16 protein-coding genes, 1 tRNA gene and 1 pseudogene are annotated in these 19,496 nt (G+C 67.7%); 12 read left to right on the top strand and 6 right to left on the bottom strand.

Annotation, left to right across the window (positions count from 1 at the left end):
• Positions 1-17: 17 nt before the first annotated feature.
• Complete coding sequence (locus DM816_RS10645; protein WP_162907326.1) at positions 18-332, bottom strand: NIPSNAP family protein; 315 nt, start codon at positions 330-332, stop codon at positions 18-20.
• A gap of 55 nt (positions 333-387) precedes the next feature.
• Between DM816_RS10645 and DM816_RS10640 the strand changes: the two genes are divergently transcribed.
• From DM816_RS10640 to DM816_RS43435, 4 genes and pseudogenes are all read left to right on the top strand, one after another.
• Positions 388-741 (top strand): winged helix-turn-helix transcriptional regulator, encoded by a 354-nt coding sequence (locus tag DM816_RS10640; protein WP_117209985.1) that lies wholly within the window; start codon positions 388-390, stop codon positions 739-741.
• A 188-nt stretch (positions 742-929) separates the two neighbouring features.
• Positions 930-3,977 carry an AfsR/SARP family transcriptional regulator gene (locus DM816_RS10635; RefSeq protein ID WP_211588634.1) on the top strand — a complete coding sequence of 1,016 codons (3,048 nt, stop codon included), beginning with the start codon at positions 930-932 and terminating at the stop codon, positions 3,975-3,977.
• Between the two features lie 386 nt (positions 3,978-4,363).
• A pseudogene (locus tag DM816_RS45735) lies at positions 4,364-4,609 on the top strand (hypothetical protein); the annotation flags it as partial.
• A gap of 88 nt (positions 4,610-4,697) precedes the next feature.
• The gene (locus DM816_RS43435; RefSeq protein WP_170318801.1) at positions 4,698-4,922 is read left to right on the top strand and encodes a hypothetical protein; all 225 of its coding nucleotides are present in this window, start codon (positions 4,698-4,700) and stop codon (positions 4,920-4,922) included.
• Positions 4,923-4,980: 58 nt separating this feature from the next.
• Here DM816_RS43435 and DM816_RS10625 read toward each other — a convergent pair whose 3' ends face one another.
• The gene (locus DM816_RS10625; RefSeq protein ID WP_117209983.1) at positions 4,981-7,764 is read right to left on the bottom strand and encodes an AfsR/SARP family transcriptional regulator; all 2,784 of its coding nucleotides are present in this window, start codon (positions 7,762-7,764) and stop codon (positions 4,981-4,983) included.
• 238 nt (positions 7,765-8,002) lie between these two features.
• On the opposite strand from DM816_RS10625, the gene DM816_RS10620 reads away from it, so the two are divergent.
• Together DM816_RS10620 and DM816_RS10615 are read left to right on the top strand one after the other, a co-directional pair.
• Positions 8,003-8,959, top strand: coding sequence for a cyclase family protein (locus tag DM816_RS10620; RefSeq protein WP_246001831.1), 957 nt, complete (start codon positions 8,003-8,005; stop codon positions 8,957-8,959).
• Between the two features lie 27 nt (positions 8,960-8,986).
• A complete protein-coding gene (locus DM816_RS10615) occupies positions 8,987-10,063 on the top strand; it encodes a hypothetical protein (protein ID WP_162907325.1) in 1,077 nt (358 codons plus the stop codon).
• 93 nt (positions 10,064-10,156) lie between these two features.
• Here DM816_RS10615 and DM816_RS10610 read toward each other — a convergent pair whose 3' ends face one another.
• Entirely contained in the window at positions 10,157-10,813 is a 657-nt protein-coding gene (locus tag DM816_RS10610; RefSeq protein ID WP_162907324.1) for an SGNH/GDSL hydrolase family protein, read from the bottom strand.
• A gap of 425 nt (positions 10,814-11,238) precedes the next feature.
• A tRNA-Leu gene (locus DM816_RS10605) sits at positions 11,239-11,321 on the bottom strand.
• Positions 11,322-11,427: 106 nt separating this feature from the next.
• Here DM816_RS10605 and DM816_RS10600 point away from each other — a divergent pair.
• From DM816_RS10600 to DM816_RS10590, 3 genes are all read left to right on the top strand, one after another.
• The gene (locus DM816_RS10600) at positions 11,428-13,233 is read left to right on the top strand and encodes a glycosyltransferase family protein (protein ID WP_246001829.1); all 1,806 of its coding nucleotides are present in this window, start codon (positions 11,428-11,430) and stop codon (positions 13,231-13,233) included.
• An 81-nt stretch (positions 13,234-13,314) separates the two neighbouring features.
• Positions 13,315-14,121, top strand: coding sequence for a Bax inhibitor-1/YccA family protein (locus DM816_RS10595; protein ID WP_117209980.1), 807 nt, complete (start codon positions 13,315-13,317; stop codon positions 14,119-14,121).
• 109 nt (positions 14,122-14,230) lie between these two features.
• Positions 14,231-14,521 carry a hypothetical protein gene (locus DM816_RS10590; protein ID WP_117209979.1) on the top strand — a complete coding sequence of 97 codons (291 nt, stop codon included), beginning with the start codon at positions 14,231-14,233 and terminating at the stop codon, positions 14,519-14,521.
• On the opposite strand, the gene DM816_RS10585 is transcribed toward DM816_RS10590, so the two are convergent.
• A complete protein-coding gene (locus DM816_RS10585) occupies positions 14,505-15,749 on the bottom strand; it encodes an acetyl-CoA C-acetyltransferase (RefSeq protein WP_117209978.1) in 1,245 nt (414 codons plus the stop codon). The genes DM816_RS10590 and DM816_RS10585 overlap by 17 nt on opposite strands.
• Before the next feature lie 294 nt (positions 15,750-16,043).
• Here DM816_RS10585 and DM816_RS10580 point away from each other — a divergent pair, with 294 nt between their 5' ends.
• Entirely contained in the window at positions 16,044-16,979 is a 936-nt protein-coding gene (locus DM816_RS10580; protein WP_117209977.1) for a homocysteine S-methyltransferase family protein, read from the top strand.
• On the opposite strand, the gene DM816_RS10575 is transcribed toward DM816_RS10580, so the two are convergent.
• Positions 16,974-17,444, bottom strand: coding sequence for a hypothetical protein (locus DM816_RS10575; RefSeq protein ID WP_211588633.1), 471 nt, complete (start codon positions 17,442-17,444; stop codon positions 16,974-16,976). The two genes, DM816_RS10580 and DM816_RS10575, sit on opposite strands and share 6 nt — an antisense overlap.
• A gap of 133 nt (positions 17,445-17,577) precedes the next feature.
• Here DM816_RS10575 and DM816_RS10570 point away from each other — a divergent pair, with 133 nt between their 5' ends.
• Positions 17,578-18,711, top strand: a complete 1,134-nt coding sequence (locus DM816_RS10570) for a sensor histidine kinase (protein WP_117209976.1) — start codon at positions 17,578-17,580, stop codon at positions 18,709-18,711.
• Positions 18,708-19,358 carry a response regulator gene (locus DM816_RS10565; RefSeq protein ID WP_117209975.1) on the top strand — a complete coding sequence of 217 codons (651 nt, stop codon included), beginning with the start codon at positions 18,708-18,710 and terminating at the stop codon, positions 19,356-19,358. The genes DM816_RS10570 and DM816_RS10565 overlap by 4 nt, the downstream gene beginning before the upstream one ends.
• Positions 19,359-19,496: the final 138 nt, after the last annotated feature.

Here is a 19,496-nt window from a genome sequence, read left to right as displayed (position 1 = left end):
AGTAGACATCGTGTCCCTCACCAGCAGATGCGCTCGTCCGTGTCGTCGACGACGACCACGTCGTACCTTTCCAGCATGGGCATGAGGACGCCTTCCAGCTCCTCTTTCCACAGCTGCCCCTCGTAGAACTTCGCCTTCAGCGCCTCTCGCGATTCGAGATCGGGAAAGCCGCGCATGAAAAAGAAGACGTCCGGATCCTCCACGGAAAGGAACGGCCCAAGGATCGGCATGCCTATCTCGGCATGCGCGGGCACGGATTTCGCCTGGAATATCTCCAAAAATCGCGCCCGCATTCCAGGCTTCACCTGGTACGTGCGCATTTCCACGATCATCCTGTTATCCTGGCGCGGCCCCTGACCAGCCGCAAGAACGCACCTTTGGGTAACCATGACTGTCACCTCTCCCCTCGCCCAAGCCAACACCCCGACCACCTGCCCACTCACGGCAGCCATGAACGCCATCGGCGGCCGATGGAGCCTGATCTGCCTCTACTGGCTCGACACCGGCCCCAAGCGCTTCAACGAACTACGGCGCCTCATGCCCGACATCTCGCACAAGGTCCTGACCGAGACCCTGCGCAACCTCGAACGAGAAGACCTCATCCACCGCGCCGTCGTCTCCGAAACGCCGATACACGTGGAATACACGACGTCCCCACACGGCCACAGCGTCCGTCCGCTCATTCACGCCATCCGCGCGTGGGGCCGCGCACACCTGGAGCACTCGCACGCCCAGCACTGAGCCGACGACTGCGCGTCACGCTAGGCGGACGCGATTGCATCGGAATTGGCGAAACGTTGAATCGGCACCTCAAGGCCCCCTCCCCTGTCGGGGGCTGAGGTGCGGTCCCCGGCACCGGTCGCCTACGGTGGAAACCGCACACCGCCCGCAGTCCCGGGTGGAGAGGGGGCGTCTTGCGGTTCTGCGTCTTGGGACCGATCGCTGCCTACACATTGGACGGTGAGGTCGATCTGGGCCCCACCCGCCAACGCACCGTGCTGGCGGCCTTACTGGTCGAGCAGGGAGCCCCGGTCACCCTGGAGCAGCTGGTCGACCGGGTGTGGGGCGAACGCCCACCGCAACGGGCCCGGCAGACCCTGCACACCTACCTGTCGCGGCTGCGCACCCTGCTGGAGCGGGCCGGCGGCACGACTCCGGTGCGGCGGGGCGGTGGCTATGTGCTGGCCGCCGATCCGGCCACTGTGGATCTGCATCTGTTCCGCAGCCTGGTGACCGAGGCGCGCGCGGCCGACGACGAGGCGGCGGTCGCCCTGTGGCGCGAAGCTCTGGCCCTGTGGCGCGGCGCTCCCTTCGACGGTCTGGAAAGCGATTGGCTGGCCACGGTCGCGGCGGGACTCGAGCGGGAACGGTGGGCGGCGATCCTCGACCGCAACGAGGTGCTGTTGCGCCGGGGTGAACACACGGCACTGCTGGTCGAGCTCTCCGCCGCCTGCGACGAGCATCCGCTGCACGAGCGGCTGGCCGGTCAGCTGATGCTCGCCCTGTACGCCGGCGGCGGCCAGGCTGACGCACTGGCGCACTATCGGAAGTTGCGGGAACGGCTCGTCGAGGAGGTCGGCAGCGAACCCGGACCCGCATTGCAGGAGCTGCACCAGCGAATCCTGCGCCACGATCCGCAGCTGATCCCCGCCGCCACCGATGCCGCGGTTGAGTCGTCCCATAGCCCTGCCGCCCGACCGCACCGGCCGGCGCAACTGCCGGCGGATGCGTCAGGCTTCACCGGACGTGATCCCGAGCTGCGAAAGCTCGACGCGCTCCTCCTGGGGAACCGCTCCTCTGGGCGGGCGTCCCAGGCGGTGGTCATCGCTGCGATCGCCGGCACCGCCGGCGTGGGCAAGACAGCGCTGGCCGTGCATTGGGCCCATCGAGTGGCCGACCGGTTTCCCGACGGCCAGCTGTACCTGAACCTGCGCGGCTACAGCCCCGACCAGCCGATGACCCCCGCCGACGCGCTGGCACACTTCCTCACTGCTCTCGGCGTAACCGGCCAGAACATTCCGCTCGGGTTGGAGGAACGGGCCGCGCGCTTCCGCAGCGAGGTAGCCGAGAAGCGGATGCTGATCGTGCTGGATAACGCCGCGAGCGTGCGCCAGGTCCGGACGCTGCTGCCCGGCTCCGCCTCCTGCCTGGTGGTGGTGACAAGCCGCGACAAGCTCGCCGGACTGGTGGCTGTGGACGGCGCGTACCGCCTCGACCTCGAACTGCTGACCACAGGCGAGGCGGTAACCCTCCTGGGTGGGCTGATCGGCGCCAGGACGCGGGTCGAGCCGGAGGCCACTGCCGCCCTGGCCGAACAATGCGCGAGGCTGCCGCTGGCTCTGCGGATCGCAGCGGAACTGGCGGTGTCCCATCCGGACAGGGCGCTGGCCGACCTCAGCGCGGAACTGAACGACCGGCAGTCCCGCCTGGAACTGCTCGATGCCGGCGGCGACCCGTATGCGGCCGTTCGGGAGGTGTTCTCCTGGTCAATTCAGCACCTGCCGTCGGATGCCCTCGACACGTTCCGCCACCTGGGTCTGCATCCCGGTCCCGATCTGGACCCGTACGCGGTGGCGGCACTGACCGGCACCAGCGTCCGGGAAGCACGCCACAATCTGGCCTCCCTGGCATCCGCCCATCTCGTGCACCGGTCCGGTGCCGACCGGTACACCCTTCACGACCTCCTGCGTGCGTATGCAACCGGCCTGGCCACCGGCGAACTCGCCGGCGGGCAGCGGGAGAACGCCCTGCGGCGGCTGCTCGACTACTTCCGGACCGCGGCGGGCGAGGCGATGGACTGCCTGCACCCGGCCGAGGCGCGGCACCGGCCCGCCCGGGTCCCATCCGATCTGGAGATCCCGGACCTGGCGGTGCCCGACGCCGCGCGTGCCTGGCTCGACGCCGAGCGGTTCTGCCTGATCGCCGTGGCCGCCCACGCCGCGGCCGAAGGGGACCACGAATATGTTGTCGATCTGGCCCGAACCGCGCACCGCTATCTGATCGATGCCCACCTCACGGAGGCGATCGCGCTCAGCGGTCACGCCCGGCGGGCGGGCGAGCAAGCGCATGACCCGGTCGCTCTGGCGCAATCGCTGCGCCAGCTCGGCGCGGCATACAGCCGGATGAGCCGCTTCGAGCTGGCCATCGATTACCAGCGAGAAGCGCTGGCGCAGGCCCAGCGAGGCGGCGACCTGCTCACTGAGGCCTTGGTCCGCCTCGGCCTGGGCGTCGCGCTCAGTCACTCCGGCCGGACCGAAGAAGCCGTCGAGGAGACCCGGAAGGCGATCGACATCGCCCGCCGGGCCGGGGACCCGCTGGGAGAAGCGATGGCGCTCAACAACCTCAGCATCTGCGAAATGCGACTGGGCCGGTATCCAGAAGCCGGCGACCACCAGCGGCTCGCACTGACCAGGTTCCGGGAGCTCGGCGCACGGCCCTTCCAGGCAAACGCGCTGACCAACCTCGCCGTCATCGAGACCAGGCTCGGCCGCCTCGTCCAGGCGGCCGGCCACTTCGACGAGTCGCTGGCGATCCTCCGCGAGCTGAGTACCCCCATCGTCGAGGCGCACACTCTGGACAAGCTTGGGATCCTTCTCCTGCGTCTAGGCGACGCACCGGCGGCGGTGGCAAAGTTCCAGCGCGCACTGGACCTCTTCCGCCGAATCGGCGTCCCGGCCGCCGAGGGGGGTTCGCTCAACGGCCTCGGTGAGGCTGCGTGCATTTCCGGGCAGTTCACTGAGGCCCTGGACCACCACAGGCGCGCGTTGGCCATCGCCGAGGAGGTAGCCGCCCTGGACCAGCAGGCCCGCGCTCATGTGGGGATCGGCCGGGCCCTGTGCGGCCTGAACACACCTGACCGCGCACGCGCCCACTACGAACGGGCGATAGAGCTCTACTCCGGACAGGGCAGACCGGAGGCCGACGATGTGCGTATGCAGCTTGCCGCGCTCGACGAGACGCAGAAGGTCAGGACGTGACAGGTCGAGGCGGGCGAGAGCGTGCGCCCATCTCAGACACCTGCGACCACACGACGGCCTATCACGTGGTTTCCCAGGCGTCCGACAGGAAGCGACGCCGAGGATCAACGTGTCGGCGGCGCGGACACCACGACAACGCCGGTGGCCGAAGGTATCGCGTTGCTGGTGGCCATGCCGCGTCCGGACCCGGCCACCGAATCCACGGCAACAGCGTGCTCACCGGGTTTGCCATCAATGCGGACGGCACGCTACGCGACGAGGTGGCCCGCGCGCAGGTCGGCGTCTCGGGGCACCGTGTCGTCATCACGCCGGATGGCCGATTCCTGTATGTGACCAACCAGCAGGAGCCCGGGCAGCCGGACGTGTACGGGTTCCGGATCGGCGCCATGGGCCAGCTCATGCCGGTGCCGGGATCGCCGTTCGAGTCCGGCACCTTCGCCGAGGGCGCGGCGATCAGTCCCGACGGCAGCCGGCTCTACGTCACCGATCTGGCGCAGGTAGATCCGTCGGCCGCTGACGGGGTGATCCGTGCTCACACGATCGGCCCCGACGGCCGGCTTGCGCTGCGCGGCGAGATGCCGTTTGGCCTCGATCCGGTGGACATGGCGTTCCGCCGCGACGGCAGGCAGCTGTACGTCGCCGACTTCTCGGGCCACAACGTGACCGTGTTTGATGTGGACGCGGGCGGCGGTCTGACGTGGCGGTACTCGCCGCGACCCGGTGGGCCTGCTCGCCGAGCTCCTCGCCGACCTGACCATGACCGAGGTCCCGCTGCTGAACACGGGATCGATCGAGGTGATCCGGTCCCTCGGCGCACCCTTCTACTACCGCATGCTCGTCAGCCACGAACCCATCGACGAAACCCTCGCCGAACAGGCCGCCGCGGCCGCCATCGCCGCAGCCAAGGCGGGCACCCTTCACACTCGATCTCCCGCCAACCGCTGACAGCCGTTGGTCACCCGCCGCAGCGGTTACGAAGACCGGCCTTCGGCCGAATCGCGCTCTATCCGCCGACTCGGATCCCGTCGAGTTTGGCGCGGACCTCGGTCGCCTCGGCCCGATCGAGCGCGGTGAACAGCTCCCATGCCTGCTGCCACGCGGCGCGGGCGGCATCGGCGGCACCGGCCTTGTCGTGCGCATCGCCGAGATGCGTCAACACTTCGGCTTCGATATAGCGGTCGCCGCGATCCCGCATGAGTTCAAGGGCTGCGCGAAGGCAGGCGACGGCTTCGCCGCGATGGCCAAGATGATGGTGCGCGACGCCAAGACTGTCCAACGTCGCGGCCTGCCCGTACAGGTTGCCGACCGCTCGGTGCAACCGGAGCGCATGCTCGCCGTAGACCAGCGCCTGTTCGTACTCGCCCAGCATGCTGTGGTACCAGCTGAGCCCATTAAGCGCCCTGGCCTGGCCAACCCGGTCTCCGGCGGTGTGGCACAGGTCCATGGCTTGTCTCATCTGGCCGATCGCCTCGCTTAGCCGGCCTTGCAACTCCAGGATCCTGGAGATGTTGCGATGCGTGTTGGCCTCGCCGATGCGGTCACCGATTCCGATATACAGCTCAAGCGCCATGGCAAGGTGAGTATGGGCGTCGTCGTACCGGCCAAGAATGCCATAGGCACGAGCGATGTCGCGGTGCGCCTGTGCTTGCGCCGAATGTTCGCCCAATCGACGCGTCGCCTGGATCGCCACGAGCTGGGTGGTGATCATGTCTTGCCAGTGTCCGTGCCGGTCGAGGGCATCGGTGAGCGCCCATGCCATCCGCCACGCGTGCGCGTCCAGACCCTCGGCGGCCGCCCTTTCCACCACACCGAGCAGTACTGGATGCTCCGCGACACACCAGCTCATCGCGTGGTGATGGTCGGCGAACTCCTCCGGATACACGCCCGGCCCAGGCGGGCTCAACGTTATCGGCTGCCGTTGCGGGTACAGCAGCATCGCCGCAGAGTATCCACTGTGGACATAGTGGTCGAGCATCCGGAGCAGCGCGTCACGACGTTCGATATCTGCGTCAAGCTGCTCGGCCAGTTCGGCACTGTAGGCGCGCAGCAGATCGTGGACGGTGTACCGACCCGCCACCGGCTCATTGATCAGATGTGCCGCGATCAGCTCACGCAACGCAGTCCGGGTTTCGGCCAAGGGCAGTCCGGCTATGGCGGCCGCGGCCGGCGGCGACACGTCCGGTCCGGGATGGACACTCAGTAGCCGGAAAAGTCGTGCCGTGGCAGCGCTCAGAGTGCGATAGCTCCAGGAGAACACGGACCGCACATCGATCACCGGGTCGCTGTCGGCGAAGGCTGCGAAGGCGTCCAGGTCGGCCCGCGCGCCGTCGAGCTCGCCGGTCAAGGTGGCCAGCGATGACTCCGGCCGCTCGATGGCACGCGCCGCGACCACGGCCAACGCCAAGGGCAGCCCCGCGCAACGCCGGATAATCCCTTCGGTGGCTTGCGGATCGGCCGTGACCCGCTGGATACCCAACCGGCGCTCAAGCAGTTGCCAAGCCTCCTCTGTGGACAGTGTGTCGAGCACCAGCGGCCGGGCGCCTTCCACGGCGACGAGGCTGGTCAGCCGATCCCGGCTGGTCACAAGGACCTGGCTGCCCGGCGACCCCGGCAGCAACGGCCGGACCTGCTCGGCGTCACGGGCGTTGTCCAGCACGACCAACATTCGCCGGGTGGCGAGCAGGCTGCGATACAGGCCGGCCTGGGCCTCCAATCCCGCGGGTATCTGTTGTGGCCGCACCCCAAGCGCGTCAAGGAATCCGCGCAACACCTCCTCGGGCGGGCGAGGCGAGCCGGAAGGATCGAACCCGCGCAGGTTGGCATAGAGCTGCCCATCGGGGAACCAGTGGACCACCCGATGCGCCCAATGCACGGCCAGCGCGGTCTTGCCGATGCCTGCCGCGCCGCCGATCGCGGTGATCACCAACGGAGAGGTCGCGTCGCCCAGTACACCGTCCATTGTGGCCAGAAGCTTCTCCCGGCCGACGAACTCGGCGACCTCGATAGGCAACTGACGCGGCAGCAAACGTTCCCGCCCGGCATCCGGCTGGACCGGAGTCATGGGCGCTTCCTCCGCCAGGAGTCGGGTGTGCATCGCCCGCAACTGCGGACCGGGGTCTGCACCGAGCTCATCGGCGAGCCGACGCCGGACCGTCTCATAGTGCTCCAGCGCCTCCGCTCGGCGACCGGTCGCGTCAAGGACAGAGAGCAGCCGTACCCACAACGACTCGCGCAACGGATACCGGGAGATCAGACTTTGAAGCTGTACCACCAGACCGTCGTGGCGCTCCGCCGCAAGGTCGAGGTCGCTGCGCCGCTCGACGGCGGTCAGATATCGCTCCACCAGCTGCCGCGCTTCCGAGTCCGCGAGCCATGCCGAGCGCATGCCCTCGAACGGGGTGCCACGCCACAGGGTTAGCGCCTCGGTCAGCAGGCTGTGCTCCTCCAGAGTGTCCGATGTGGACGATGCGAGATGCAGCAGGTTGAGAAAGTGCTGAGCATCTACTTCGTCCGGTTCAGCCCGCAGTAGATAGCCGGTTGGATGGGTTTCGATCCGATCGGCTCCGACCAGCCGGCGCAACCGGTTGACCACGGTCTGGACGCTCGCTCTGGGATTGTCGGGCAACGCCTCGCCCCACAGGGCGGTGGCCAGCCGGTCCAGCGAGACGATCCGGCCCGCCGATATCGCCAGCACGAGAAGCAAGACGGCGGGCCGGCCCGTGAACCGGACCGGCTCCCCGTCTACCGCCACCTCCAGCGGCCCGAGGAGGCGGATCTCCAACCGCATGGACAAAGCCTGCCATATCCCAGCGGTCGGCGTTTGCGGCCGTGCCGTAGTCGCTGTCCATTACGCGGCGTAAACGCGCGCCGTATAACGTTCCTGATCAGATCGCGCGCACTGTCGTCAGCCCACCCGCTGATCTAGTGTCATGCCAAGCGAGTCGGCCGTGGCATGTCAAAAGCAGAGGGCCGGATACCCTACCTGCGGTGCCTCGAACCGCGTGACCGGAGGAGTTGATGCTGGGATGACGGCAGAGCGGCCGATGCCCACGCAGGACGACGTGCTCGGGTACTTCAACACGCTGTCGAACTGGGGACGGTGGGGCGACGACGACGAGCTCGGGACTCTGAACCACATCACCGACGACGTCCGGCTGGCGGCGGCGCGGGCCGTGCGCCACGGCAGGAGCGTGTCGTGCGCATGGGAGGTTGCCATGCCGGAAGACATGGAGCGGTCGACGACGACGTGCCCGTGCGCCGCCGACATGCCGGGTGCCGAGAACATGCCGGTGCCCGCATTCCACGCCGACCGGCGCTGGGGCTTTTCGTCCGAGCGGCTCGGCATCACGTTCCACGGCAACACACTCACCCACATCGACTCGCCGTGCCACATCTTCTGGGACGGCACGATGTACAACGGGCGGTCGCACTCATTGGTCGACGCCGCAACGGGATCGGCGTGGGCGGCCGTCACGGCTGCGGCGAACGGCATCATCACGCGTGGTGTCCTGCTGGACATCGCGAGGGTCCGCGACGTGCCGTGGTTGGAACCGGGGCAGGGTGTGTTTCCCGAGGACCTCGAGGAGGCCGAGCGTCGCCAGGGTGTGCGGGTGCGATCCGGCGATGCGGTACTCCTGCGGACCGGCTATGGCCGCGCCCGGCACGAGGCCGGTGACGCCGGCGGTTTCACGCAGGCCGGCTGGCACGCGTCCTGCCTGCCGTGGCTGCACGAACGGGAGGTCGCGCTGATCGGCGCCGACACCCCCCAGGACGTTCAGCCGTCGGGGTACGAAGACGTCCTGATGCCGGTTCACGCCGTGAGCCTCGTCGCGATGGGTCTGTGGATGCTCGACAACTGCGACCTGGAGGCGTGCGCGACGACGGCTGCCGAGCTCGGCCAGTGGGACTTCCACCTCGCAGTCGCGCCGGTCCGCTTCGCCGGTACGTCCGGCAGCCCGGTCAACCCGATCGCCACATTCTGAGCGCGGTTCACGCAGGGGTGCGATGCCTTGAAGGACCAGACCCGCACCCAGAACGCGGTCGTGGTCGGTGAGGACACGCCGTGCTGGTCTTCAGCGCCTTCGCTGCCTCCGTTGCGTCGGCCATGCCGGCGGCATACAGAGGTAGGGCCTGCTGAACTTGCGCGACGAAGGCAGAAAGGGCAATGCGCTATCACCATCAGTGCAGCGACAGCGGTACATTCCCAACCGACGATCAGCCTCCAGCTGGGGAAAGGATTTCAATTGAGGTTCATGCGGGTGTTGACGGCAGCTGCCCTGATGGCAATCGCCGGTACGGTGTCGGCAGCGACGCCGGCCCAGGCGGTTGCCGGCTTGGCTTACGTCAACGCCACCAGCGCGCTGGACAGCAGCGCGGTGAAGACTTTGACGCTCAGTTGCGCGACCGGAAAGGTCGCGATCAGTGGCGGAGCGTACGTGACCGGAGCAACGGGTGACGTGACGATCAGGGAGATACGGCCATCGATGGTGGCCGGTGCCGTAAGGCTCATCGTGACGGCACAGGAGGATCCGGATGGCTTCGCGGGTTCCTGGCGGCTGGATGCGACTGCGGTTTGTATTCCGCATCCGGCCGGGCTGTCCTTCGTCAGCGGGTCGATGACCGACCCGGCTCTGGTGTGGGCGACCGCGTCGTGTGGGGCCAAGCGCCTCATCGGGAGTGGCTATTCGGTTTCGAACACGGGAGCGGTCAAAGCTGCTGGTGCGCATGCCGGTACCAGTAACCGCGCTTATATAAGCGCTGAGCCCAGTCGCGTGGTCGGCGCGGTCATCCCGGTTACCGGAACGGCGGTCGCGGTCTGTGCCGATGCCGGTTTGCCTGGCATGACCGAGGTGACGGTCGAGACGGCGCAGAACTCGAGCGACGGCAAGTCCGTCACGGCCACCTGCCCGGCGAACACCGCCGTGATTGGCGTGGGCGGCGGACTTTTCCGCTTCCGCAACCACACCGTGATCGATGACTTCCGGATCAATCCGGCATCGAATTCAGTCACCGTGACCGGCTATGAAGACCAGGCTGGAAACCCCGACATCTGGGCCGCCACAGCAACAGCGGTGTGCGCGACCTGAGCCGTACGGACTCAAATTGCGGGCGGCCTCAGCGCTGAGGCCGCCCCTTGTCCAATATGGACGGTTGGTCAGCGTGACGTTGTGCCGTCATGGTTAGTTCAACGCCGCGGTGAGCACCGGGACGTAGAAGGTGGTGATCCCGGCGATGTTCGGATGTGTGCCCGTGCCGCCGGTTCCGGGATAGCCGTTGACCAGGTCGTTGAAGGTGTATGCCGACCGGTGGCTGGAAATGCGGGTGTCCAGGGTGGTGTCGTTGAAGACGTCCGCGACCGCGACGCCCCACTTATGGCAGATCTGCAGCGTGACCGCGCGGAGTGCGAGTTGGGTGTTCCAGTCGCGGGAGCCGAGCTTGTGGACGGCGACGTACACGATCCGCGTGGTCGGCCATCTGGTCCGCATGGTGGAGATGATGGTTTCGAGCGAGCCCGCGTAGGTGCCATTGTCGAATGTGGCGGGGTCGAAGCCGTGAGCCATCGCGCCGATCCTGTATCGATTGTAGTCGTGGATAGCCTCGGCGTCGTTTGTGCCGCCGTCGAACACCACGAAATCGGGCGACGGCGAGGCGGCGCCTTTCACCTGGGTGAGGATCTGACCGCCCGAGAAGCCGGCGGGGCCGATCGTCGCACCGTTCCTGGCGTACTTGGTCAGGTTCATGAGTTCGCGTTCGGCCGTAAAGTTCACGAATCCGCGGGGGTATGTATGGCCGTACACGATGCTGTCGCCGAACGCGTACATCGTCTTGCCTTTCAACCGTCCATTCGCGGGGTTGGCCGGCGCGGTGAGACGGAAGCGGGACCGCCGGCCACCCGGCTACAAACGCATGGCGCCTCGGTTGGCTGTACGTGAGTGGAACGTTGCGGCGAACGCAGTCGAACTGGCGGCGGCTCGCTGACTGTGAGGCGGCGAGAGCCGATCGTCACCCACGCCGCCAATAGGTATTTGCCACAAAGTTTGACCTAGGTGAGGAGAAGTGTCAAAACGTTCGCTTCGATACGCCGGGCGGCGGAGCGTCCGGCCCGCGTCCGCCCCAACATTTCGAGGCTCAGCTGGGTAGCCTCTTGAGTGCCGCCATCCGGCGACGACGACTTCGATCAAGCGTGGAGGCAGCCACCGGAGACACCCAGCAACTAGAACGATCTTCAATTGGCCCCGGAAATGCGTGCGGAGGCTCTGCGTGCCCGGGGCGGGATTCGAACCCGCACGGCCTTTCGGCCAGCCGATTTTAAGTCGGCGGTGTCTGCCATTCCACCACCCGGACGGGCCGCCGACCTGCGATAACAGGCCGACTCGGAGGTCAACGTTAGCCTGTCCGGCCACCTTGCCTCCATCGGGTTAGTGGCGCAGGGTTTAAGGTCATGCGGGTGATGAGCACAACGGAAAGACCGGACTTGGCGGACTCGCCCGGTGTCCGGTCTTCGGCGCCGGGGGCGCTGTTGCGCAGGTTGCGGGGGGTTCCCGCGCGCAGGCTGCGGGACCCGATCATCGGGCTCGGTTTCCTGCTGCTCGCGCTGTGGCTGACGCTGGGCCTGTGGTCCGATCCGGACACCCGCACGCTGGCGCTGAACCCGGCCGACCAGGTGCTCGTCGAATGGTTCCTGTCCTACGGCGGCCGCTTCTGGGTGGGCGATTTCAGCCTGTTGAGCGACCGGCTGAACGCCCCCGACGGGATCAACATGCTGACCAACGCGGCGACCGTCGGGCTGGGGGTGATTTTCGCGCCGGTCACGTGGCTGTTCGGCGCGGCGACCACGTTCGCCGTGATCATGGTGGTCAACCTTGCCGGCACGGCGATGGGCTGGTACCTGCTCTTCTCCCGCACGCTGGGGGCCACGCCGCTGGCCGCGATCGTCGGCGGGTTCTTCTGCGGGTTCGCGCCCGGCATGGTCTCGCAGGCCAACAGCCACCTGCACATGACCGCGCAGTGGCTCGTGCCGGCCATGATCTGGTGCGTGATCGCGCTCTGGCGCGCCGCCGGCGAGTCCCAGCTTCGGGCCAAGCGTGTGATCATCGTCTCAGTCGGGTTCGGCCTATTGGTCACCGTGCAGGTGTTCATCGGCGAGGAGACCCTGTACCTGACCGCGTTCACCCTGGTCCTCGTCTCGCTGTTCTTCCTGGCCATCCAGCGGCCGCCCGCGCGCCGGATCGGCCGGTTCGCGCTGGGCCTGGCCATCGCGGTCGGGGTGGCCGTGCCGCTGCTGGCCTACCCGTTGTGGATGCAGTTCCGCGGGCCGCAGTCGGTGCCCAACGGCGTGTTCAGCCCGGACTACTTCGTCGCCGACCTGGCCAGCTTCGTCGCGTATTCGCCCCTGTCCCTGTTCGGCTCGGCCGAGACGGCCCGCCTGAGCACCGGCCCGGCGGAGTACAACACATTCCTGGGCTGGCCCCTCCTAATCTTGATCATGGTCCTGGTGGTGTGGCTCTACCAACGGCCGATCGTGATCCCGATGTTCCTGACCGGTCTGATCATGTGCTGGCTCTCGCTCGGGCCCATGATCGTGATGGACCGCCGGCCGACCGGGCTCGCCGGGCCGTACCAGTTGCTCAAAGGAATTCCGGTGATCGACGGGGCGTTGCCGCTGCGTTTCGCGCTGGTGGCGATCCCGCTGATCGCGATCCTGCTGGTCTTCGCCATCGATGAGGCGTGGCGGTCGGGCAATCCGTGGGTGCGCTGGTCGGTGCCCGCATCGATCGGGCTCGCTCTGCTGCCCATCCTTCCGGTGCCGCTGCCCACCGCCGACCGGGCCCCGGTCCCGCGGTTCTACGCCGAGGGCCATTGGCGGCAGTGCGCCGATGAAGGAGATGTCATCGTTCCGGTACCGCTGCCGACCCCGCCCGAGCCGCAGCCGATGCGCTTCGCGGCCGACCAAAACGCGGCATTCGGCATGCCGGAGGGTTTCTTCATCGGACCTTACGGGCGGGGCGGCCGGGCGACCATCGGCACGTGGAAGCGGCCGACGTCGGCCCTGCTCGCCGAGGTGGCCAAGACCGGCGAGCTGGCGGAGGTCACGGACCAGAATCGCGCGCAGGCGCGCCTTGACCTGGCCAAATGGGGGGCAACCTGCGTGGTGCTCACCGAGCACAAGCACCGCGCCGCGCTGCAAACGACGGTCGAACAGCTCCTCGGGCCGGGCAGGGTGGTGTCGGACGCGGTCATCTGGCCGCTGCGCTGAAGCACGCTCGCATGTGGACGATCGCCTCACCATCGGCGCCATCGTTCCCACGATGTGACAAAGCGCCGTATCCTTGTTGGCGTGAAGAGTTCCAACCCGGTGCTGGGCCGCTTTAGCGCGGCTGCACAGCAGCCAACTTACTCAGTACCCGGCGGACCCGCCGGGCAGGGCTATTCCACCCAACCAAGTGCCTTCCCGAGCCCGGTCCAGGCGGCAACCGCCCGCGACGTGATGACGGTCGACGACGTCGTGGTCAAGACGATCACGCTGGTCGGCCTGGTCGCGTTGTCCGCGGCCATCTCCTGGGTCGTCCTTCCGGACAGCCTCATCCCCGTCACCTGGATGGGCGCGATGATCGTCGGGCTGGTGCTCGGCCTGATCATCTCGTTCGCCCAGGTCACCAACCCGATCGTGATCGGCACCTATGCCGTGGTCGAGGGCCTGTTCCTCGGCGCGGTCAGCGAGGTGTTCAACACCCGCTGGCCCGGCATCGTGGCCTCGGCGGTGATCGCCACGCTGAGCGTGTTCGGCGTGATGGCGTTCCTCTACAAGTCACGGATCATCCGGGCGACGCCCAAGTTCATGAAGATCGTCATCGGCGCGGCGGCCGGCCTGGCCATCGTGATGCTGGTCAACTTCGTGATCTACATGTTCTCGGGGTCGGTCGGCCCGCTGCGCGACGGCGGTCCGCTCGCGATCGGGTTCAGCCTCATCTGCATCGTGGTCGCCGCGCTCATGTTCGTGGTGAGCTTCAAGCAGATCGAGGACGGCGTGGCGGCCGGTCTGCCGCGCAAATACGGCTGGCTGGGCGCGTTCGGGATCCTGGTCGAACTGATCTGGATGTACCTGGAGTTCCTGCGCCTGCTGTCGTACTTCCAAGAGGATTGATGGCTGAGCCAGCGTTGCCAGCGCTAACGCGACTCGCGGGCTGGCCACCCCGGAAGGCGGCGCCATCCAAGCCCGATCTTGACGACTTCGTCAGTCAGAGATCGTCAGGATGACGCCGCCGGTGGCCTGCCGCGAGCTGCGACAGCTCACCGGCCTGATCGTGAACCAGGTGTCCCACTGGACACCCGCGCGATGGGGCAATCGCGGCGATGCGCTGTATGAGGTCATACAGCGCATCGCCGGCCCGTCTCGTGCGGTGCCGCGGCTCGGCCCGGCCGCGCTCGCCGATCAGCTGCGCGTGGTGGTCGACGACCTGATCGAGACCGGCGACGACGACGCCGTCACCAAGGCCGTGGCGGATTTGGCGGCCCTGCGGGGCCGGCTCACAGCCGCTCAATGATCATGGCCATGCCCTGGCCGCCGCCGACGCACATGGTTTCGAGGCCGAACCGCTTGTCGTGCCATTCAAGGCTGTTGATGAGGGTACCGGTGATGCGCGCACCGGTCATGCCGAACGGATGCCCGACCGCGATCGCGCCACCGTTGACGTTCAGCTTCTCCAGCGGGATGCCGAGCTCCTGATAGGACGGGATCACCTGGGCGGCGAACGCCTCGTTGATCTCGACCAGGTCCATGTCCTCGATGGTCATGCCGGCCTTCTTCAGCGCGTCCCGCGTCGCCCCGACCGGCCCGATCCCCATGATCTCGGGGCTGATCGCGGTCACCCCGGTCGACACGATCCGGGCCAGCGGCTTGATGCCCAGCTCGCGCGCCTTGCCATCGCTCATGATCACGACCGCCGCCGCGCCGTCGTTGAGCGGACAGCAGTTGCCGGCCGTGATCCGGCCGTCGGGGCGGAAGACGGGCTTGAGCGCGGCCGTGCCCTCCAGCGTGACGCCCGCCCGCGGTCCGTCGTCTTTGGACACCACGGTGCCGTCGGGCAGCGTGACGGGCGTGATCTCGCGAGCCCAGAAGCCGTCGGCGATGGCCTTCTCCGCCAGATTCTGCGACCGCACACCGAACTCGTCCATCTCCAACCTCGAAATGTCGCGGATCTGGGCGAGGTTTTCGGCGGTCTGGCCCATCGCCAGGTAGATGTCGGGCAGGTCGCCCGCCTCGCGCGGGTCGGTCCAGTCGGGCGCCCCGCCCTCGGCCCGCTTGGCACTGCGCGTGCGGGCGCCGGCGAAGCGCGGGTTGTGCCAGCTGCCGCCCACCTTCTCGGCCGCCTCTTCGGGCAGGTGGTCGGAGTTGCCACGGGCATAGCGGGACACCATCTCGACCCCGGCGCTGATGAACACATCGCCCTCGCCCGCCTTGATGGCGTGGAAGGCCATGCGTGTGGTCTGCAGCGAGGAGGCGCAGTAGCGGGTCAGCGTGGCGGCCGGCAGGTGGTCGTAGCCCAGCAGCGTGGCCACCACCCGGCCCATGTTGAAGCCCTGCTCGCCGCCTGGCAGGCCGCAGCCAAGGTACAGGTCGTCGATCAGCCGCGGGTCCAGCTGGGGCACCTTGTCGAGCGCGGCTCGCACGATGGCCGCGGCCAGGTCGTCCGCGCGGAGATCCTTCAGCGAGCCCTTCCCGGCCCGACCAATGGGCGACCTCGCGGTCGCGACGATCACAGCTTCAGTCATAAGCCCCACCTTACTCGCGGGTAACCAAGTGGGCGCCAGCCTGAGCCCATGATTTTGAAGATCGCACGTACCGCTCAAGCCCAACAGCCGGCCGGCATCCCTGCGCGCGTTCCGGGAGGAATTCCCTCGCTCGAAAAGCACGGGCTGCGCGAACGCATACTCGCACTCATCGAGACCTGTCACACGGTGGCGCTGGAGCCGGGGTCGGATCATCGACAGAAGTCGGTAATTGCTGGGCGTCCCAGCACAGTGGGGCGGTTAAATAAGGGAAACATAAGTTCCAGGAGGAACACAATGACTCGCTACGGTCACGAGCTGCCTCAGCTCGGATCGGGAGTCTTTCTCACCGACGGCGGCGTTGAGACGGATCTCATTTTCAACCGCGGGGCCAAGCTCCCCGAATTCGCCGCGTTCCCGTTGCTGTCCACAGACAAGGGCAGGCGGCTGCTCGACGCGTATTATCGCGAGTACATCGCCGTCGCGCAGCGGGCGGGGACCGGGTTTGTGCTCGAATCGGCGACGTGGCGGGCCAGCCTCGACTGGGCGACCCGGCTGGGTTACGACGCCGATGCGCTCGCCCACGCCAACCGGCAGGCGATCGAAATGCTGACGGCCCTCAGGGCGGAGTTCGAGGCCCACGTGGCGCCCATTGTCGTCAGCGGATGCGTCGGGCCGCGCGGGGACGGATACGCACCAGAGCAACTGATGTCTCTCGATGCTGCGCGGGATTATCACAGCGCGCAAATCAGCACGTTCGCCGAGACCGAGGCCGACCTCGTCACCGCCATGACGATGGGCTACGTGGAGGAGGCGGCGGGCGTGGCGCTCGCCGCGCGCGACGCGGGCATGCCGGTCGTGGTGGCGTTCACCGTGGAGACCGATGGACGGCTGCCCGTGCACACCGCCCTGGGCGACGCGATCAGCGCGGTCGACGAGCTCACGGACGGCTATCCCGCGTACTACATGATCAATTGTGCCCACCCGAGCCACTTCCGCAAGACGCTCGACCCGGATGCGGGATGGGCCGAGCGGATCCGGGGCTTGCGCGCCAACGCGTCCCGGATGAGCCACGCGGAGCTGGACAACTCGCCGTTCCTCGACGCGGGTGACCCGACGGAGTTCGGCGAGTTGCATGGCCAGCTGCGGGCGGACTTCGGCCGGCTGTCGGTGCTCGGCGGGTGTTGCGGCACGGACGTGCGGCACATCCGTGCCATCGCAGCACATCTATAGCCGCCTGCGCCTGATGCGGCCCCAGGGCTTGTAGACACTGATGAACGCGGCGAACAGCAGCGTCGAGGTGGACACGATCGGCGGGAAGACCATGTCGCCCACGATGCCGGTCTTGGCCACCTCGGCCACGCCGGGACGCAGCGAGAAGAAGACCAGCACCATCAGGACAAGGTTGAGGATGAGCTTGATCAGCACCCACCAGTAGCGGACGATTCCATATTTGGTACCGAGTCCGAGCAGCAGCCCGCTGAGCAAGCTCACCGCGCCGGACGCCAACATGGGCCACACCGTGACCAGTTGCAGCACCTGCAGGCACAGCATGCGCACGGCGCTGTCCACTGTGGACATGGCGGTGAACACGAGCACGCCCATGACGACGTCGATGCCTATCCATGCGCCGGTGGCGATGATGTGCACCGCCAGGGTGCCCTTGTAAACCGGGGCCGCCAGTCTGATTCTGCTCATGCCATGAGGGTCGCGGCGCGGGCCTGCAACGGTCGTCCTACCGGGGTCGGCACCTCGCATACGCTCATTGCCGTATGAGCTGTACTCTTCTCGCCGGACGCGCCGGAGCGCGATGCCGCCTAGCCTCATTGGCATGAGGAAGTCCACGCGGTCGCTGCTCTTCGACGTGCTGCTCGCGCTCCTCCTCATGGTGATCGGCCTGATCGGGTCCTACTTTGCGGTCCGTGGCCAGTCCGACCGGTTGCCGCTCGACGCGTTGGGCGGGGCACTGATCGTGGTGGCCGCGGGCGCATTGGTCGCCCGGCGAAGACGGCCGGTCGTTGTGCTCGCCATCGTCACGCTCGCCGTTTCCCTCTATTTGCTTATGGGTTATCCGTTCGGCCCCGCGCTGTTCCCGGCCGCCGTGGCGATGTATGCGGTGGCCTCAAGGCTGCCCATGCGCCAGTCGCTCATCGCGTGCGGGGTGGCTCTGGTCGTGTTGTTCGGCCACGCCTACCGGCTGGTGTTCGACCAGGGGCTCGACAGTCTGGTTTGGACGCTGCCCTGGGCGGCGTGGCTGCTCCTGCCGTGGGCGATGGGCGTGACGATCCCGCTCGTGCGCGCCACGCGGGCCGAGCAGCGCCGCGAGCGGATCTACGGGGAGCGGCTGCGTGTCGCGCGCGAGGTGCACGACGTGATGGCGCACGGCCTGGCCGCGATCAACATGCAGGCGCAGGTCGCGTTGCACGTGCTGGAGCGGCGGCCGGAGCAGGCACGGCTCGCGCTGGAGGCAATCCATCGGTCCAGCCGGGACGCGCTCGACGAGCTGCGCGGCACGCTGGCCGTGTTCCGGGCGCCGGACAGCGACGACGGCGACGAACGGCGGCCGTCCGCGACGCTGGCGCAGCTGGACCGGCTCGTGTCGCGGATGACGGGCAGCGGGCTGAGCGTGCGGGTCGAGGTGGCGGGCGAGCGTCCGGCCGATCTGGCGTCCAATGTGGACCTCGCGGGCTATCGCATCGTGCAGGAGGCGCTGACCAACGTGCTGCGGCACGCGGGGCAGGGCGCCGCGGCGCACGTGCGGGTCTCCTACCAGCCCGAGACGCTGGAGCTGCGGGTCACCGACAACGGGAGCAAGAAGCCAACTGCGAGCGCGACAAAAGGCCACGGGATCACGGGGATGATGGAACGGGCCGCCGGGCTGGGCGGGACACTCTCGGCGGGGCCGCGTCCCGAGGGCGGGTTTGAGGTCGTCGCGCGGCTGCCGCTACGAAGGGGTACTGGATGATAAGGGTTTTGATCGTCGACGACCAGGATCTGGTGCGGATCGGCCTGCGGGTGCTGGTCGAAACCGAAGACGATCTGATGCTCTCGGGCGAGGCGGCCGATGGGCGGGAGGCGGTCGAGCTCATCCGGCGGACCCGGCCCGACGTGGTGCTGATGGACATCAGGATGCCGGTGATGGACGGCATCGAGGCGCTGCGCACGGTGGCCGGTGACCCGGCGCTGGAGGCGACGCGGGTCATCATGCTGACGACGTTCGAGCTCGATGAGTATGTGTTCGAGGCGCTGCGGGCGGGCGCGAGCGGGTTCCTCATCAAGGACACCAGCCCGGAGGCCCTGCTCAACGCGATCCGGGTGGTGGCCGCGGGCGACTCGCTGCTCTCGCCGTCGGTGACCCGGCGGGTGATCGGCGAGTTCGTGTCCGGCTCGCGGAAGGCCACGCCACACCCGCAGATCCGGCGGCTCACCGATCGCGAGCGGGAGCTGGTCGCGCTGGTGGCTGAGGGGCTCACCAACGACGAGATCGCGCAACGGCTGGTGTTGAGCCCGGCCACGGTGCGCACGCATGTGAGCCGATCGATGACCAAACTAGGCGCCCGCGACCGCGCCCAACTCGTCGTCTTCGCCTACCAATCCGGCCTAACCCCCTAGAACCCCGTCGATCATGAACATAAGTCCATGCTCGACGGTGTGTCGCGACGCCAACTTCATGGTCAATCCCGCTTCGGCGCGTGCGCCTCCGCGATGGCCTTCTCACCGGGCGCGCTCAGCGCCTCGACGGCCCTTGCC

It is taken from the genome of Allorhizocola rhizosphaerae (genome assembly GCF_003426775.1).
GTDB lineage: Bacteria > Actinomycetota > Actinomycetes > Mycobacteriales > Micromonosporaceae > Allorhizocola > Allorhizocola rhizosphaerae.
The sequence above is the reverse complement of the archived record's forward strand: the minus strand, read 5'-3'. Positions and strand labels throughout refer to the sequence as shown.